Origin of the sequence: Microbacterium sp. ZW T5_45, assembly GCF_044987415.1 — a bacterium.
Taxonomy (GTDB): Bacteria; Actinomycetota; Actinomycetes; order Actinomycetales; family Microbacteriaceae; genus Microbacterium.
The window spans coordinates 202,865-219,357 of record NZ_JBJDRJ010000001.1 but is presented as its reverse complement, the minus strand read 5'-3'; the positions used below and the strand labels follow the sequence as shown (position 1 = coordinate 219,357).

At 68.8% G+C, this 16,493-nt stretch carries 15 protein-coding genes; 2 read left to right on the top strand and 13 right to left on the bottom strand.

All coding sequences use genetic code 11. The features are described 5' to 3' along the window. Positions 1–5 precede the first annotated feature (5 nt). Genes ACI3KS_RS00965 through ACI3KS_RS00955 form a run of 3 tightly spaced genes read right to left on the bottom strand, consistent with a single transcriptional unit; the run spans position 6 to position 3,471 of the window. Positions 6–857 (bottom strand): transglutaminase N-terminal domain-containing protein, encoded by an 852-nt coding sequence (locus ACI3KS_RS00965; protein WP_404914264.1) that lies wholly within the window; start codon positions 855–857, stop codon positions 6–8. Continuing rightward, positions 854–1,780 (bottom strand): alpha-E domain-containing protein, encoded by a 927-nt coding sequence (locus ACI3KS_RS00960; protein ID WP_404914262.1) that lies wholly within the window; start codon positions 1,778–1,780, stop codon positions 854–856. The genes ACI3KS_RS00965 and ACI3KS_RS00960 overlap by 4 nt, the downstream gene beginning before the upstream one ends. Further along, positions 1,774–3,471: a circularly permuted type 2 ATP-grasp protein gene (locus ACI3KS_RS00955; protein ID WP_404914260.1), complete on the bottom strand. Its 1,698-nt coding sequence runs from the start codon at positions 3,469–3,471 to the stop codon at positions 1,774–1,776. The genes ACI3KS_RS00960 and ACI3KS_RS00955 overlap by 7 nt, the downstream gene beginning before the upstream one ends. Positions 3,472–3,651: 180 nt before the next feature. On the opposite strand from ACI3KS_RS00955, the gene ACI3KS_RS00950 reads away from it, so the two are divergent. Together ACI3KS_RS00950 and ACI3KS_RS00945 are read left to right on the top strand one after the other, a co-directional pair. Then, positions 3,652–5,379 (top strand): thiamine pyrophosphate-binding protein, encoded by a 1,728-nt coding sequence (locus ACI3KS_RS00950; RefSeq protein WP_404914258.1) that lies wholly within the window; start codon positions 3,652–3,654, stop codon positions 5,377–5,379. A 67-nt stretch (positions 5,380–5,446) separates the two neighbouring features. Beyond that, entirely contained in the window at positions 5,447–6,292 is an 846-nt protein-coding gene (locus ACI3KS_RS00945; protein WP_404914256.1) for a PhzF family phenazine biosynthesis protein, read from the top strand. Between the two features lie 31 nt (positions 6,293–6,323). Here ACI3KS_RS00945 and ACI3KS_RS00940 read toward each other — a convergent pair whose 3' ends face one another. The 10 genes from ACI3KS_RS00940 to ACI3KS_RS00895 form a co-directional block, all read right to left on the bottom strand. Continuing rightward, the gene (locus ACI3KS_RS00940) at positions 6,324–6,710 is read right to left on the bottom strand and encodes a VOC family protein (protein ID WP_404914254.1); all 387 of its coding nucleotides are present in this window, start codon (positions 6,708–6,710) and stop codon (positions 6,324–6,326) included. A 116-nt stretch (positions 6,711–6,826) separates the two neighbouring features. Continuing rightward, positions 6,827–7,441 (bottom strand): response regulator, encoded by a 615-nt coding sequence (locus tag ACI3KS_RS00935; RefSeq protein ID WP_404914252.1) that lies wholly within the window; start codon positions 7,439–7,441, stop codon positions 6,827–6,829. Then, positions 7,438–8,601: a histidine kinase gene (locus ACI3KS_RS00930; protein WP_404914250.1), complete on the bottom strand. Its 1,164-nt coding sequence runs from the start codon at positions 8,599–8,601 to the stop codon at positions 7,438–7,440. The genes ACI3KS_RS00935 and ACI3KS_RS00930 overlap by 4 nt, the downstream gene beginning before the upstream one ends. A gap of 9 nt (positions 8,602–8,610) precedes the next feature. After that, entirely contained in the window at positions 8,611–9,366 is a 756-nt protein-coding gene (locus ACI3KS_RS00925; RefSeq protein ID WP_404914248.1) for an ABC transporter permease, read from the bottom strand. 3 nt (positions 9,367–9,369) lie between these two features. Further along, positions 9,370–10,293, bottom strand: coding sequence for an ABC transporter ATP-binding protein (locus ACI3KS_RS00920; protein WP_404914246.1), 924 nt, complete (start codon positions 10,291–10,293; stop codon positions 9,370–9,372). 229 nt (positions 10,294–10,522) lie between these two features. Continuing rightward, the gene (locus ACI3KS_RS00915; RefSeq protein ID WP_404914244.1) at positions 10,523–11,428 is read right to left on the bottom strand and encodes a MetQ/NlpA family ABC transporter substrate-binding protein; all 906 of its coding nucleotides are present in this window, start codon (positions 11,426–11,428) and stop codon (positions 10,523–10,525) included. 49 nt (positions 11,429–11,477) lie between these two features. Further along, positions 11,478–12,170: a methionine ABC transporter permease gene (locus tag ACI3KS_RS00910; protein ID WP_404914242.1), complete on the bottom strand. Its 693-nt coding sequence runs from the start codon at positions 12,168–12,170 to the stop codon at positions 11,478–11,480. Next, on the bottom strand, positions 12,167–13,135 hold the full coding sequence (locus ACI3KS_RS00905; protein WP_404914240.1) for a methionine ABC transporter ATP-binding protein: 969 nt from the start codon (positions 13,133–13,135) through the stop codon (positions 12,167–12,169). Before ACI3KS_RS00905 ends, ACI3KS_RS00910 begins: the two co-directional genes overlap by 4 nt. An 81-nt stretch (positions 13,136–13,216) precedes the next feature. Beyond that, positions 13,217–15,055 (bottom strand): FAD-dependent monooxygenase, encoded by a 1,839-nt coding sequence (locus ACI3KS_RS00900; protein ID WP_404914238.1) that lies wholly within the window; start codon positions 15,053–15,055, stop codon positions 13,217–13,219. A gap of 51 nt (positions 15,056–15,106) precedes the next feature. Then, positions 15,107–16,486, bottom strand: coding sequence for an MFS transporter (locus ACI3KS_RS00895; protein WP_404914236.1), 1,380 nt, complete (start codon positions 16,484–16,486; stop codon positions 15,107–15,109). Positions 16,487–16,493: the final 7 nt, after the last annotated feature.

Genomic DNA, 16,493 nt, shown 5'->3' with positions numbered 1-16,493 from the left:
CACCGTCACTCCAGCCGCGTGACCTCGACCTCGACGAACAGCTCCGATCCGCTCGGACCCGCGTACACGCCGCGCAGCGGAGCGACATCGGCGTAGTCGCGACCGTGGCCGATGTACACGTGGGACTCGCCGATCTCCACGAGGTTGGTCGGGTCGAAGCCGCGCCAGCTTCCCGAGTACCACTCGACCCAGGCATGAGACTCCCCCACGACCGGCTGGCCGATGCCGGCCGTGGGATCCGGGTGCAGGTATCCGGACACGTAGCGAGCCGGAATGCCGGCCGCCCGAAGCACGCCCAGCGCGACGTGCGCGATGTCCTGACACACCCCGGAACGCGCCGCCCAGGCCTCTTTCGCGGTCGAGTTCACGCCCGTGACGCCCCGTCGATACTCCATCTCGGAGCCGACGGTCCGACAGATCTCGGATGCCGTCTCGTCGATGCCGCCTCCCGCGGCCTCGATGCGCAGCGCGAGATCGCGCATGCCCTCGTCAGGAGTCGTCGCCTCGGTCTGCGCGACGCACTCGGCGAGCGCCAGCGACAGCGGAATGCGCTCGGCCAGCTCTTCCCAGTCGATCGACTCCCCTTCACGCAGGCTCGGCGTCGGACGCACGTCGACCACGCTCGTCGCTGTCACCGACAGCTCCGTGTGCGGGACGAGCACCTCGAACGTCGACACCCGGGTGTCCCAGTAGTCCACGTACGACTCCTGCGCCGCGCTCGGACTGATGTCGAGCGCGGCGTGCAGCACGAACTGACCGTCGCGGGAGTGCGGCAGCATCCGCACCTCGTTGTAGGAGGCGGTCGCAGGCTCCGCGTAGTGGATGCCCGTGCGATGGACGACCCTCAGTCTGCTCACAGTGCCTCTCCGATCCACACCGGCATCGCGATCGACGGGAAGTAGCGCTCGCGGATCGCGTCGCTCGCGAGCGAGACCCCCTCCTGCACCTCTTCCATGCTCTCCGACAATGCATGCACGATGTCCCCGATAGGCCGGTACTCGAGCTCGGCGCGCACGCGTCCGAGCACCTGATGCGCCCGCGACGGCGCACTGAAGGCGCCGCCGGGCTCGATACCCCGCAGGCAGTCCTCGGCGTGCAGCACGCTGGCGAGGACCGATCGCGGGAACAGCCGATCCACGAGCAGGAACTCGACAGCTGATGCCGCCGTCGGCACCGCCCGGTGACTGCGCAGGTGCGCCTCGTACGCACCGCAACTGCGCAGCAGCGTCGTCCAGCTCGGACCGCCCGCCTCGGTCAGCGAGCGGGTCGCGAGCAGCCGCGCGGTCATGTCGGCGCGCTCGATCGCCCGACCGAGCGAGAAGAAGTGCCAGGCCTCGTCCCGGCTCGTCGACGAGTCGACCACCCCGAACGCGAGCGCGGCCCGATCACGCACCCAGCGGAAGTACTGGTGGGTCTTGTCGGATGCGATACGTCTCGGCATCCGCGCGTTCGTCTCGTTCAGCGTCTCCCAGAGATCGGTGGAGATGATCTCCCGCGCCCGCCGGGCGTTCTCGCGTGCAGCGGCGATCGAGTGCGCGATGGATGCAGCGTGGTCGCGGTCGAGCGCGAGGATACGGACCACGTCGTCGCGGCCGAGCGTCTGCTCCGCGTCGACACCGGTGCCCATCACCGCCAGCAGCGACCGGCAGGCGGTGTCCTCCTCGACCCAGGGATCCTCGAGCAGGAGCTGCAGATGCACGTCGAGGATCCGGGCCGTTCCGTCTCCCCGCTCCACGTAGCGGCCGATCCAGAACAGCGCCTCGGCGATCCGGCTCAGCATGACGTCGCCTCTCCGCGCTGCTGTTGTTGTTGTTGCTGCTGCTGGTGATGCCTCGCGACCAGATCCTCATCAGCCGGTGAGGATCGGAACGGCGTGTGCGACTCCTCCCGCGCGGACGGCGCAGTCGGCAGAGCCCCGGCGGCGATCGACACCTCATCGCTCGCCGCGTCCGATCCCTGCGCGGCATCCGCGTGCGCAGCGGCATCCGATCCGTGCACTGTCGACATCGCGGGCAGATAAGGATCCACGACCCAGGTGTCCTTGGATCCGCCGCCCTGGCTGGAGTTCACGACGAGTTGTCCCTCGGGGAGCGCCACCCTGGTCAGCCCGCCCGGCAGCACCCAGACGTCGTGACCGTCGTTGACGGCGAACGGCCGGAGGTCGGCGTGACGCGGACGGAACCCGTCGTCCACGAGCGTGGGGATCGTCGACAGCTGGACCACCGGCTGCGCGATCCATCCGCGCGGGTCGGTGAGCAGCGTGGTGCGCAATTCGTCGAGCTCTTTCTTCGAGGCGTCCGGGCCGATCACGATGCCCTTGCCCCCGGAACCGTCGACAGGCTTCACCACCAGTTCGTCGAGTCGGTCGAGCACCTCGGCGAGCGCTTCCGGCTCCTCGAGGCGCCAGGTATCGACGTTGGGGAGGACCGGCTCCTCGCCGAGGTAGTACCGGATCAGGTCGGGGACGTACGTGTAGACGAGCTTGTCGTCGGCGACGCCGTTGCCGATGCCGTTCGCGATCGTCACATTGCCGAGTCGGGCGGCGAGCAGCAGACCGGGAGCGCCGAGCACCGAGTCCGGTCGGAAGTGCTGGGGATCGAGGAACTCGTCGTCGACGCGACGGTAGATCACGTCGATCCGGGTCGGTCCCGAGGTCGTGTGCATCCACACCCGCCCCGCAGAGCAGAAGAGATCGCGTCCCTCGACGAGCTCCACCCCCATCATCCGGGCGAGCAGCGTGTGCTCGTAGTACGCGGAGTTGTAGACGCCCGGGGTGAGCACGACGACGTTCGGGTCGTCGACTCCGCGGGGCGCTGCGGCCCGGAGCGCCTGCAGCAGGCGGCTCGGATAGTCGACCACGGGGCGCACCCGGAGCCGGGTGAACAGCTCGGGCAGGGTCTGCGCCATGACCCGCCGGTTGGCGAGCACGTAGCTCACACCGCTGGGCACGCGGACGTTGTCCTCCAGCACCCGCCAGGCTCCGACCTCGTCGCGGATGACGTCGATGCCCGCGACGTGGATCCGCACCCCGTTCGCACCGACGATGCCCGCCGCCTGCCGGTGGAAATGGCTCGAGGAGCTGATGAGCGCGGCGGGGATCACCCCGTCGCGCACGGCGCGCTGCGGGCCGTACACGTCGGCGAGGAAGGCCTCCAACGCCCTCACCCGCTGACGCACCCCGCGCTCGACATACGACCAGTCATCCGAGGCGATAACCCGCGGCACCACGTCCAGGGGGAACGGGCGCTCCTCCCCCGCGAAGTCGAACGTCACCCCCTGCGCAAGGTACGAGCTCGCCAGTGCGTCCGTGCGCGCCCGCAACTCGGTGTCGTCCATGCGATCGAGAGCCGGGAACATCTCGCGGTACGGAGCGCGGACCTGAGAATCGTCGGCCGGGAACATCTCATCCCACGGTCCCGCGCCGCTCCCCGAACGCCTTCGACTCGAATACCCCATGAACAGCGATCCCATGTGGGCATGATTCCCGGCGTCCGTTTCGAGCACGTTACGCCGACGAGACGACTAGACTCGCCACGTCCGGTCCTGACGCGACCGGTGCCTGAAAAAGAGGCACGAAGCTCCGCGCATCGCAGCGCGGGCGAGACACATACGGATTCCGCACTCTCCGTCCCTGTCTCGAAAGGCTTTCGCATGCCCTCCGTCTCCGCTCACGTCGCACTCACCCTCGCCCAGCACATCGACGCCGTCTTCGGCGTGATGGGCAACGGGAACGCCTACTTCCTCGACGCCCTCGAGACGCAGACGGATGCCGTCTTCACGGCCGTCCGCCACGAGCAGGGCGGAGTGGTCGCCGCGGATGCACACTATCGCGCATCCGGTCGCATCGCCGCGGGCACGGCGACCTACGGAGCCGGTTTCACCAATACGCTCACCGCGCTCGCCGAGTCGGTGCAGGCTCACGTGCCGCTGGTACTCGTGGTCGGCGATGAGCCGACGTCGGGCCCCCGCCCCTGGGACGTCGACCAGATCGCCCTCGCCTCGGCCGTCGGAGCGCGCACATACACCGTCGGACACGCGGATGCCGCCGCCACCACGATCATCGCGATCGAGCACGCCCTCACCTATCGCGTGCCCGTCGTGCTCGCCATCCCCTATGACGTCGCTGCTCTCGAGGCCGGGCCCGTCGCCGCGGCGCCGCAGCCCCGCATCCCGGCACCGCTCGCACCCCGTGGGGCGTTCGCCGAGGGCATGCTCGACGAGATCGCGCGCGCCCTCGCCGAGGCCGCCCGTCCGGTTCTGCTCGCGGGTCGCGGGGCGTGGCTCGCGAACGCCGGCGATCCGCTCGGAGAGTTGGCCGCGCTCACCGGCGCTCTGACCGCGACCTCGGCGCTGGGGCGAGGCGTCTTCCCCGACGATAGATTCGACCTCGGTGTGACCGGAGGGTTCGGAGCCGACGGGGCCATGGAGCTGATCCACTCCGCCGACGTCGCCGTCGTGTTCGGCGCATCGCTCAACCAGTTCACGATGCGCTTCGGCGACCTGTTCGCCCCCGGCACCCGCGTCTTCCAGATCGACACGGCCGCGGCGGCGACGCATCCGCACGTCGGCGGCTTCGTACGCGCCGACGCCCGGCTCGCCGCCGAGGCGCTCGTCTCGCGCGTGCGAAAGGTCGGAGCCACGGCCCGACACGCCGGTGCCGAGGGGGCTGAGGACGGCGTGTCGACCGGAAAATCCGACTTCTCGCACGCGGGCACGGGAGCGCCGTGGCGGGAGACCGTGGATGTGCCGGCGGCCCGCGCCTACGAACGCGGCGAGGAGCTCGCCCCCGACGGTCGCCTCGATCCACGCTCCGCGGCGCGTCGCATCGGCGAGCTGCTGCCCGAGGATCGCGTCGTGGTCTCCGACGGCGGGCACTTCATCGGTTGGGCGAACATGTACTGGCCCGTGGCGTCACCCGACCGGATGATGATGGTCGGCACGGCGTTCCAGTCGATCGGCCTCGGCTGGCCCAGCGTCGTGGGTGCCGCCCTCGCTCGCCGCGATGCGACCATCGTGCTCACCTCGGGCGACGGCGGCGGCCTCATGGCGATCGCCGATCTCGAGTCGGCGGTGCGCGCCGCCGGCGGACGCGGCATCGCCGTGATCTGGAACGACGCCGCCTACGGTGCCGAGGTCAACCTCTATGGACTCAAGGGTCTCGCCGAGGCGCCGATGCGCATCCCCGAGGTCGACTTCGCCGCGTTCGCTGCGGCCGTCGGCGCGGAGGGTGTCGTCGTCCGAGCGCTCTCCGATCTCGACCGACTCGCCGCGTGGACCCGTGAGGAACCAGCCGAACGCCGCTTCCTGCTGCTGGATCTGCGCATCTCGGGCGATGTCATCGCGCCGTACCAGCAGGAGATCATCCGCGTGAACTCCTGAACGATCGATCACCCGACGGGTGCTCGATCGCGACCTCATGACCGCCGCATCCGTTAGGCTCCTCGCCATGCCCGCTGCACCTGAGATCCTGCGCTTCAGCGCATTCGCCGCGACCCCCGACGGTGGCAATCCGGCGGGGGTCGTGCTCGACGCGAGCACGCTGGATGACGCCGACATGCAGCGGATCGCCGCGGACGTCGGCTACTCGGAGACCGCATTCGTGACCTCGCACGACGCCTCCCGATATCGCGTGCGCTATTGGTCTCCCGCCGCAGAGGTGCCGTTCTGCGGGCACGCGACGGTCGCGACCGCTGTGGCGCTCGCCGAGCGCGACGGCACCGGCGAGGTCGTCTTCGACACCCAGGCGGGTGCCGTCGCCCTCCGATCGACGACGGATGCCGAGGGCACGGTGAGCGTGTCGTTCACGAGCGTCGAGCCGCAGGTGCGCGACCTCGACGACGAGGTGCGCGATCAACTGCTGACGCTGCTCGGACTCACCGCCGCCGACCTCGATCCCCGATACCCGGTGCGGGAGTCCTTCGCCGGGAACTGGCATCCGATCGTCGTCCTCGCCGACCGCGAGCTCTTCCACCAGTTCCGTTTCGCCCCGGCCGACGTCGCCGCGCTCATGCGCGAGCAGGGCTGGCTGGGCACCGTGACCGTGCTGCACGCCGATTCCGACGACGAGTACCTCGCCCGGAATCTCTTCCCGGTCGGGCGCATCACCGAAGATCCCGCGACGGGCTCGGCGGCGGCCTCGACCGGTGCCTATCTGCGCGCGGCGGGGCTGACGGTTCCGGCGACGATCCGCATCCGCCAGGGCGCCCACGTCGGGCGCCCTAGCGAACTCCTCGTGTCAGTCCCGCTCGCCGGTGGCATCGACGTCACGGGCGGCGCGACCCGACTGCGCTGACGACGGAGCCCAAGCGACGCTCCGCGGCGCGTCAGCCTTGAGCGCCCGCCGCATAGTCCGGCAGCTCCTGCAGCGTCCATGTGTTGCCGTCGGGATCGTCGAACCACACGAATCGGCCCCAGCCCAGGTCGTCGACGCCCTTCGTCGCGACGCCGACCGCCTCGAGCTGCGACTTCGCCTCCTCGGCGTTCGGCACCACCACCTGAATGGTCTTCTGCTGCCCTGGCTCGAGCGGGATGTCGAGTCCCGTCCCGAACGCGATCGAGCACGCCGAACCCGGCGGGGTCATCTGCACGAAGCGCAGCCCCTCGTAGGGCACCTGATCGTGGTCGGGGTTGAAGCCGATCTTCTCGTAGAACTCCTTCGCGCGGTCGACATCCGTCACCGGCACGAAGATGAGCTCGATCTTCCAGGTCATCGCACACACCTCCATGGCGGGCGTCTCCCGCCTGAGAACACGCTACGACCGACCACAGACATCGCAACAGACCACTTCAGACCACGGACGGGCCGATCCCGTCGATAAGGGCGCGCTCAAATCCACCCCTTGTCGAGCGCGATGCGCACCGCCTGCGCGCGGTTCGCCGCTCCTGTCTTCCCGATCGCGGCCGACAGGTGGTTGCGCACGGTGCCCGCCGAGAGGAACACCTCCGCAGCGATCGACGCCGCCGAGGCACCGTCGGCCGCGAGTCGCAGAACCTGACGTTCCCTTTCGCTGAGCGGGTTCGCCCCCTCGAACAGACTCTCCTCGGCGAGCGCGGGGTCGAGCACCCGCATCCCGGCGTGAACCCGCCGCACGGCATCCGCCAGCTTCTCGGCCGGGCTGTCCTTCACGACGAATCCGCTGGCCCCCGCATCGAGCGCCGAGCGGAGGTAGCCGGGTCGGGCGAACGTCGTCACGATGAGTACGCGCGTCGCGGCGCTGGTCTCCCGCAGCATCCTCGTCGCCTCGATACCGTCGAGGTCGGGCATCTGGATGTCCATCAGGCAGATGTCCGGAGCGAGGTCGCCGACCATCCGCAGCGCCTCGGCGCCATCGGCTGCCAGACCCACCACCTCGAGATCGGGCTCCAGGTCGAGCAGCGCCCCCAGCGCGCCGCGCACCAGCGCCTGATCGTCGGCGATCACCAGTCGGATGCTGTCGCTCACCACGTCACCTCCACGCGGGTTCCCCCGCTCTCGGCCGTTCCGAAGACGAACGCTGCCCCCGATGCGGCTGCGCGTTCCCGCATCCCCCGCACACCATTGCCCTCACGCGTACCAGGACCAGGGCCGTCGTCCGTGACGGTGAACGTTCCGGGGCCGATCCGCACCTCGACGGTCGTCGCTGCGGCGTGGCGGAGGGTGTTGGTCGTCGCCTCACGGAGGATCCACGCCGCCGTCAGCGCCTGAGCCGCCGAGAGCGCCGCCGGCTCGCCCTCGACGACGACGCGCACGTCCGCGGCTTCCAGCACGTCACGGCTGGAGGCGAGCTGCTCCACCAGCGTCGTCGCCCGCGCACCCGCGACGGTGGCACGCACGCCGGCGATCGCTTCGGCCGTGAGCGCTTCGATGTCTGCGAGCTCGGCCTTCGCCTTCTCGGGATCGGTGTCCATGAGACGACGAACGAGCTGCGCCTTCAGACCCACGACTGTCAGGGAGTGCCCGATGAGGTCATGCACATCACGTGCGACCGCCTCGCGGCCCTCGCTGGTGGCGAGCTCGAGACTGAGGCGATCTGCGTCGACGGAGCGCAGGATCAACATGGTCGACACCGTGTTCACGACTCCGAGCAGTCCGACGATGGCGAGGATCGAGATGAATCGCATGCCGTCGGGTGCCAGGAACACGGTCAGCACCGTCGCGCTCACGGCCCCGGCGAAGGTGATCCAGTGCCAGATCCGGGTGAGCCCATATGACGCGAACGACATGACGAACGGCAGGAAGCTCAGTGCGTTGCCGCCCACCGAAGGGATCGCGAGCAGGGTGAAGAGGATCAGCAACCCGAAAGCGACCCATTGGCGCCTCGCGACCGGGCGTCCGAGCCCGCCCCCGGAGCGCATCCCCATCACGAAACCCGCGACATAGACGACGATGAACGCCACGAGGGCGATCCACCCCACGACGACCCATGCCAGAGGCGCGTCGGAGCCGAGCAGTGCGAAGAGCGGATACAGCAGGAAGACCAGCCAGATGACGGCCATGAGCCAGCCGAACCGCTCCCACGGGTCCTTGGGCTTATCCGTTCGCGCACCCGTCACCGCCCAGGCCGCGGGCGGAGCCCCGGTCGCCGCGAACGACGAGGCGGCGCCACCGGGCTGATCGGTCATGAGTCCAACCTACTGACGCGCACGGGAGCGGCGGGCACCCGCCATGACGAGCAGGCCGAACAGCACCACCCAGACGACGACGTTGAGGATCAGCATCCAGATCGAATCCGTCTGTCCGGTCGTGAGCCGGCCCTCGGTGACGGGCCATCGGCTGAGCGCCACGAAGCCGTAGAGCGGCGTGAACCGTGCGATGTCGAGCATGACGCCGTCGAGCGGCATGAACACGTTGCCGAAGAAGGCGAAGAAGGTCATCGAGATCGATGCGAGCGCGGTGGCGGAGTCGCCGCTGAAGAACAGCCCGACACCCAGCCCGTAGAGGCCGTAGATGAGGCCTAGCCCCAGGACGATGCCGGCCGCGGCCGCCCACCGCCAGGCGTCATCGGCTTTCGCCCCGGTCATCATCCCGGCGACGAACACGAGCACGAGGGCGAGAGCGGCGTACGACAGCGCGGTGAGCAGTTTGGTCAACGCGTAGCCGACGGTGCTCAGCGGTGACATCGCGAGCTGGCGGCCCCAGCCCTGCTTCGCCTCGGTCGCCGCGAGCGAGGTGAGCGAGCTCATCGCGACTGCGGTGCCGTAGGCGGCCATGGAGGTCATGATGTAGAAGGACACGTTGCCCTTGCCTGCGGACAGGGAGCCGTAGCCCATGCTCGCGCCGAACAGGAGGTACATCGCCACCGGCATCACCAGGGTGAAGGCCAGCGTGTACGGGTTGCGGATCTGCCGGATCAGCTCGATGCGCAGCATGGTGGGTGAGAGCAGCATGGATCAGTCCTCCGTGAGTGCGGTGAAGGCGGTTTCGAGGGTGGGGGCGGCGATCTCGAGATCGTGCGCGCCGACGTCGAGCAGCACGCGGGCCACAGCGTCGGAATCGGATGCTCTGACCCCGACCCGTCCGGCGTCGATGCGCACCTCGACGACGCCCTCGACGGCCCTGAGCACGTCGAGCACGGTCGTCGGCGCAGCATCCGGGAGCGTCGCGGATACGGTGCGCTCCCCCAGACTCGCCCGCAGCCGCGCGGTCGGGCCGTCAGCGACGATCGTGCCGCGGTGCATGACGATGGTGCGCCGCGCGAACTGCTCAGCCTCTTCGAGGTAGTGCGTGGCGAAGATGATCGTGCGCCCGGCATCCGCGTCGGCGCGCATGACGTCCCAGAAATGGCGCCGCGCGGTGACGTCCATCCCCGCGGTGGGCTCGTCGAGCACGATGACATCGGGGTCCGCGACCATCGCGATCGCGAACTTCACGCGCTGCTGCTCGCCGCCGGAGCACTTGGAGACCTTGCGCTTCGCGAGCCGCGCGAGGTCGGCTCGCTGCATGACCTCGCCGACCCGGCTGAGGGCCTGCGACCCGTGCAGTGACGCGATGAGTCGCACGGTCTCGCCCACCGTGAGGTCCCCGAGCAGGCCTCCGCTCTGGAGCACGGCGGCGATGGACCCGGCGCGGGCGGCGGCAGCGGGATGCCCGCCGAAGACCTGCACGGTGCCGGAGCTCGGCTCGGTGAGGCCGAGGAGCATGTCGAGAGTGGTCGTCTTTCCGGCGCCGTTGGGGCCGAGAAGCGCGACGATCTCGCCCCGCGCGATGCGGAGACTCACACCGTCGACGGCCCGCACGCGGCGATCGCCGATGCCGAAGTGACGCGTGACGTCGACGAGCTCGACGACCGCGGATGCTGCAGCTGAAGTGTTCATGCATCCAGCATCCCGAGCCGCACCGGAGCCGGCCGGAGGGCGGTGTCACGCCTTCGACATGACACGTGTCATGATCCCCGGACGTCCGAGCACCCGCCCGCCCGGATCCGCCGACGGGGACTCCGTGCGCGCATCACCTCCGACTCCTCACTCCGACGATCGCGCCCAAGACACGCGAAGGGGCTTCCGATCCGCGGGATCGGAAGCCCCTCCTAGCGATGCGTGAGCGTCAGTCGACGTGGTTCACCGGGATGACGCTGCCGTCGTAGGTCTCGGTGATGAAGTCGGCGACCTCCTGGCTCTCGAGCGCCTCGCTGAGGGCCTTGACGCGCTTGTCGTCCTTCAGGGCGGTCGGGATGATCAGCACGTTCACGTACGGGTTGCCGTTGGTCGAGCTCTCCAGCTTCAGCGCGTCCTTCGCGGGACTCAGGTCGACACCGAGCGCCGAGTTGCCCTGCAGCACGGCCGCATCGACGTCCTGCAACTGCAGCGCGAGCTGCGCGTTGTCGGCGACCTTGAGCAGTTGGATGTTCTTCGGGTTCGAGACGATGTTGTCCTCGGTGATGAGCAGGTCGTCTCCCGTGAGCTTGCCGCCGTCGTACGTGCGGTCGAGCTCGATCAGACCGGCGCTCTGCAGCAGGAAGAGCGCGCGGGCGAAGTTCGTGACGTTGTCAGGCGTGCCGATCGTGGCGCCGTCCGGGATCTCGTCGATGCTGTCGTACTTGCTGGAGTAGATGCCCTGAGGCTCGATGTGCACCTCGGCGGCGACCTCGAGATCCGTGATTCCGCGCTGCTCGGTGTCGGCTTCGAAGAACGGGATGTGGTCGATGTAGGTGGCGTCGACGTCGCCGTCCTCGAGGGTCTGGTTCTCGTTGATGCTGTAGTCGGCGAGGGTGATCTCGAGCTCGACGTCGTCGGGCAGGAGGTCGTTGTCGATGATGAACTGCAGGATCTCGGAGTGCGGACGGTTGTCCGACCAGATGTGCAGCGGCTGGTCCTCGGACGAGTAGCGGTCGTCCGAGGCCGCGGCGCCCCCGGAGGAGGTGCTGCCGCCGCCTGCGCAGCCGGCGAGACCGAGTGCGGCGACGGCCGCGAACGCGGCGATTCCGATGAGACGGGAGTGCTTCCTGGGCATGGTGGAGGTTCCTTTGCTGTGGATGGTGCGAGTGGATGAGAGAGGAGGGTCAGCGCTTGTGCGTGCGGCGGCGGAGCCAGATGTCGCCGCCGATCTGCACGATCTGCACGATCACGGTGATCACGAGGACCGTGATCCACATGAGCACCTCGTCGTAGCGCTGATAGCCGTATTTGATGGCGAAGTCGCCGAGACCGCCGGCGCCGACCGTTCCGGCGAGCGCGACGTTTCCGACGATCGAGATGAGCACGAGCGTGGAGCCTGCGATGAGACCGGAGCGGGCCTCGGGCAGCAGCACCTTCCAGATGAGCTGCCAGGTGTTGACGCCCATGGCCTCGACCGCCTCGAGGCGACCTTCGTCGATCTCGTGCAACGCGTTGTCGATCACACGCGCGAAGTACGGCGCGATGCTGATCACGAGCGGCACGAGTGCGGCGTTCACGCCGAGCGTGGTGCCGGCGATCGCCCGGGTGAGCGGGATGATCGCGATGATCAGCACCACGAACGGCAGCGAACGGACGATGTTCACGAAGGTTCCGAGGATGTGGTGGAAGACCACGACCGCTCGGCGCTGCCCCTCGGTGCGAAGGCGCTCGACCGAGGGCGACCCCGGAGTCGTGAGGAACAGGATGAGCCCGAGCAGCGTGCCGAGGATCAGGCTGAGCACGAAGGTCGCCACCGTCATGTACAGCGTCTCGAGGGTCGCCTCCCACAGGAGGTCCCAGGGCGTGCGGGCGGTCATGCGTACTCCACCGTGATCGCATCGGACGAACGGGAGTCGAGAGCTGCGACCGCCGCCTCGTCGGGGAGATCGAGCTCATAGCGGGCGAGGTGCTCGCCGACGACATCGTAGACGGCTCCGGAGAGGACGCGATAGTCGGCATCCTTGCCGTAGTCGGCGAGGAATCCGGCCGCGTGCTCCTCACCGCGCAGGGTCACGAGGGCCCGGCGGATGCCGTGGCTCGGCGCGCTCGTGAACCGCGGCAGCAGGTCGTGCCCGATGCGCGAGGCGGGGTCTGTGATCAACGAGAGGACCGGTCCGTCCTCGACGAGACGCCCGCCGTCGAACGCCGCGACGTGCGACGCGTGGCGGCGGAGGATGTCGAGTTCGTGGGTGATGATGACCACCGAGACCCCGAGCTCGCGATTCACCTGCGAGAGAAGGTCGAGGATCTGCTTGGTGGTCTCACCGTCGAGGGCGCTCGTCGCCTCATCGGAGAGCAGCACGCTCGGCTCGGAGGCGAGAGCCCTGGCGATCCCGACCCGCTGCTTCTGTCCGCCGGAGAGCTGGGACGGATAGTTGTCGGCCCGATCGGCGAGACCGACCAGGTCGAGCAGGTCGCCGACCCGCTGACGACGCTGCTCGGCGGGGACGCCCGCGAGTTCGAGCGGGAACTCGATGTTCTGCGCCGCCGTGCGGCCGTGCAGCAGATTGAACTGCTGGAACACGATCCCGATCTTCCTCCGCCGCTCACGCAGCGCCCTGCGCGAGAGCGAGAACAGGTCGTCTCCGTCGATCACGACCTTTCCGCTGTCCGGGCGCTGCAACGCGGTGAGGATGCGGAACAGCGTGGACTTGCCGGCGCCGCTGCGTCCGGCGATCCCGTACAGCGCGCCGTCGGGGATGGTCAACGACACGTCGTCGAGGGCGGTGATGGTCCGCCCCCGCTGACGGTACGTCTTGGTGACGGAGAGCACTTCGAGCATCTGCCGATCTTCGGGCAGACCGACGGCCAACTCCGAATCCCGGGTCAACACGAGGAAACAATCCCCCGCGCACCCCAGGGATCATGCGGGAAGGAATGCTCCCTCGAAGAAGCCGGAGAGCTCGTCGACGTCGTCGAGAGGGAGGATCGCGGCGACGTACTGGTCCGGACGCACGACCACGATCACGCCGTCGCGCGAGAGCCCCCGCGCCTCGAAGATGTCGGTGTCCGTCCACTTCGACGGCCCCGACGCGTAGAGCTTCTCCCAGTCGATGAGGCCGAGAGGCCCTGTCTGTGGTCGGAACAGTTCGGGGGCCGTCGTGACCTCGAGTTCCTCATACGGCCGCTGGTCGATCGCCTTGACGTCGAAGACCGCATCGGCATCGGCATCCGTCGGCGTGAAGCGCGCGAAAACCGGGGTCGCGGCATCCGCCCACGACGCCAGCCGCGTGCCGTCCCGATCTCCGAAGGCGTAGACGCGCCAGCGCCCGTCCGCCTTCGCGTGATGACCGAGGTGGATGACGTTGCCGTCGCTCACCCGCACGACCTCGGCCGACTTGAAGCGCTTACCAAGAGGGAAGCCCGTGGCGAGCTCCTGGTGCGCGTCGGTCCCGGTGATCATCGACGAGGTGTACTGCGTCATGAACCCGGATGGGAACTCGGCGGTGCCGAGATAGAAGGTCGCCAGCTCCGTGGGGTCGGAGATCTCCTCCGGCTTGCGCGCCATGAGGCTGGACCACTCCTTGTCGAAGTCGATGAGCTGCTGGGCGACGGGCCGACGCTCGGCACCGTAGGTGGACAGCAGCGTCTCCGGTGCGCGCCCGGTGAGCACCGACCCCAGCTTCCAGCCGAGGTTGAACCCGTCCTGCATCGACACGTTCATCCCCTGCCCCGCCTTGGCGCTGTGCGTGTGGCAGGCGTCGCCCGTGAGGAAGACCCGCGGCGTGCGCCCGGAGTCGTCGATCACGTCATCGAACCCGTCGGTGACGCGGTGGCCGACCTCGTAGACGCTGTGCCAGGCGACCTCCTTGACGTCGATCGAGTACGGATGCAGGATCGCGTTGGCCTTGCGGATGATCTCCTCGAGCGGCGTCTGCCGCACCCTGTGATCGTCATCGGCCGCGACCTCGCCGAGGTCGATGTACATCCTGCTGAGGTACCCGCCCTCGCGGGGGATGTGCAGGATGTTGCCCGCCTCGGAGTTGATCGCGCACTTGGTGCGCCAATCCGGGAAATCGGTGTTCACCAGGACGTCCATGACGCCCCAGGCGTGCGCGGAGACACCGCCGACGTGCGTGCGGCCGATCGCCTCCCGCACGCCGCTGCGGGCACCGTCGCAGCCGACGACGTACTTCGCTCGGATGCGCCGATCCCCGCCGGCGGTGCGCACGGACACCTCGACCGCGTCCTCGCCGACCTCGAGCCCGATGAACTCGACGCCGTAGTCGGGCGCGATGCGGGCGGGACCGTGCAGCGCGGCCTCGGCGAAGTAGTCGAGCACGCGTGCCTGATTCACGATCAGGTGCGGGAACTCGCAGATGTCGTAGGCGTAGTCGGCGGTGCGCGTGGTGCGGACGATCTCGTCGGGCTTCTCGGGGTTCGGGCCCCAGAAGTTCATCCACCCGATGTTGTATGCCTCGGCGATGATGCGCTCCGCGAACCCGAACGCCTGGAAGGTCTCGACGCTGCGCGGCTGGATGCCGTCGGCCTGACCGAGTTCGAGGCGTCCACTGCGCTTCTCGATGATGCGCGTCGTGATGCCCGGATACTGCGACATCTGCGCCGCGAGCAGCATGCCCGCGGGCCCCGAGCCGACGATCAGCACGTCGACCTCGTCGGGGAGCTCGGCCGGTCTCTCGCCGACACCGGCGGGGAGGACCCTCGGGTCCCCTGAGACGTACCCGTGGTGATGGAACTGCATCGTCGTCGATTCCTTCCGGAGGTGGGACTATTCTCGCGCGCCGGGCGGCGCTCAGGCCCTCGCGAGCCCGTGGATCGGGCTCACTGCCTGTTCTGCTTCGTGATCCGGGCCGAGCGGGATGCCCGAGCGGTCGCGGAGCAGCAGCGTGGCGATCAGCCCCAGCACGGTCATGCCCGCCAGGTACCAGGTCACGGCCTGGGTCGACCCCGTCGCCTGCACGATGGCCGTGGCGATGGTGGGAGCGAAGGCCCCTCCGGCGATCGCACCGATGGCATAGGAGATCGAGACGCCGGAGAACCGGATGCTCGCGGGGAAGAGCTCGGTGTACAGCGCGGCCTGCGGGCCGTAGGTGAAGCCGAGGCCGATCGTGAGGATCGCGAGGCCCGCGAACAGCATCCCGATCTGGCCGGTGTTCACGAGCGGGAAGAGCGTGAACACGCCGACGAGCTGCATGACCCATCCGAGGATGTAGGTCGTGCGTCGGCCGATGCGATCGGAGATCCACCCCGCGAGCAGCGTGGTGAGCAGCCAGGTGACGGCGGAACCGGCGACGGCCCACAGCACCGGACCCCGGTCGAGTCCGATCGGTCCCTCCGGGTTCGTCGCGTAGCCCTGGATGTAGCCGCCGGTCGTCATGTAGCCGACGGCGTTGTTGCCGGCGAACACGAGGGCCGCGATGATCACGAGCAGCAGGTGCTTGCGGAAGAGCTGCACGATCGGCATCCGTGCCTTCTCCTTGCGCTCGGCGAGCTCGGTGAACACCGGGCTCTCCTCGACCTTGCGCCGCACGTAGTAGCCCACGAGGATCAGCACGACGCTGAGCAGGAACGGGATGCGCCACCCCCAGGCCACGAACTGGTCGCCGGGTGCGAGCGCGGTCATCAGCGCCATGACGCCCGAGGCGAGCAGCAGTCCGAGCGGGACGCCGATCTGCGGGGAGGCGCCGAACAGCCCGCGCTTCGTCCTGGGCGCGTGCTCCACGGCCATCAGCACCGCGCCGCCCCACTCCCCGCCCGCGGAGATGCCCTGGATGATGCGCAGCAGCACGAGCAGGATCGGTGCCGCGAGTCCGATCGCGTCATAGGTGGGGAGGATGCCGATGAGCGCGGTCGCCGCGCCCATGAGGATCAGCGTCCACATCAGCACGGCCTTGCGCCCGAGCTTGTCGCCGTAGTGACCGGCGAGGAAGGCGCCGAGCGGGCGGAACAGGAAGCTCACACCCACCGTGGCGAAGGCGATGAGGGCGCTGTTCGCGCCGAGCGGCTCGAAGAACAGCTGCCCGAAGACCAGGCCGACGGCGGTGGCGTAGATGAAGAAGTCGTACCACTCGACCGTGGTTCCGACGACGGTCGCGAAGACGACGCGTCGACGGTCTGCGGCGGTGGCGATGGTTCCAGTGGGCGTGAATCCGCCCTGCGACTGCCCGCTCATGGGGTGT

Coding starts and splice junctions, on each gene's coding strand:
- ACI3KS_RS00960 (WP_404914262.1), bottom strand. CDS start 1,780: ATGCTGAGCCGGATCGCCGAGGCGCTGTTCTGGATCGGCCGCTACGTG.
- ACI3KS_RS00955 (WP_404914260.1), bottom strand. CDS start 3,471: ATGGGATCGCTGTTCATGGGGTATTCGAGTCGAAGGCGTTCGGGGAGC.
- ACI3KS_RS00950 (WP_404914258.1), top strand. CDS start 3,652: ATGCCCTCCGTCTCCGCTCACGTCGCACTCACCCTCGCCCAGCACATC.
- ACI3KS_RS00945 (WP_404914256.1), top strand. CDS start 5,447: ATGCCCGCTGCACCTGAGATCCTGCGCTTCAGCGCATTCGCCGCGACC.
- ACI3KS_RS00940 (WP_404914254.1), bottom strand. CDS start 6,710: ATGACCTGGAAGATCGAGCTCATCTTCGTGCCGGTGACGGATGTCGAC.
- ACI3KS_RS00930 (WP_404914250.1), bottom strand. CDS start 8,601: ATGACCGATCAGCCCGGTGGCGCCGCCTCGTCGTTCGCGGCGACCGGG.
- ACI3KS_RS00925 (WP_404914248.1), bottom strand. CDS start 9,366: ATGCTGCTCTCACCCACCATGCTGCGCATCGAGCTGATCCGGCAGATC.
- ACI3KS_RS00920 (WP_404914246.1), bottom strand. CDS start 10,293: ATGAACACTTCAGCTGCAGCATCCGCGGTCGTCGAGCTCGTCGACGTC.
- ACI3KS_RS00915 (WP_404914244.1), bottom strand. CDS start 11,428: ATGCCCAGGAAGCACTCCCGTCTCATCGGAATCGCCGCGTTCGCGGCC.
- ACI3KS_RS00910 (WP_404914242.1), bottom strand. CDS start 12,170: ATGACCGCCCGCACGCCCTGGGACCTCCTGTGGGAGGCGACCCTCGAG.
- ACI3KS_RS00905 (WP_404914240.1), bottom strand. CDS start 13,135: ATGCTCGAAGTGCTCTCCGTCACCAAGACGTACCGTCAGCGGGGGCGG.
- ACI3KS_RS00900 (WP_404914238.1), bottom strand. CDS start 15,055: ATGCAGTTCCATCACCACGGGTACGTCTCAGGGGACCCGAGGGTCCTC.
- ACI3KS_RS00895 (WP_404914236.1), bottom strand. CDS start 16,486: ATGAGCGGGCAGTCGCAGGGCGGATTCACGCCCACTGGAACCATCGCC.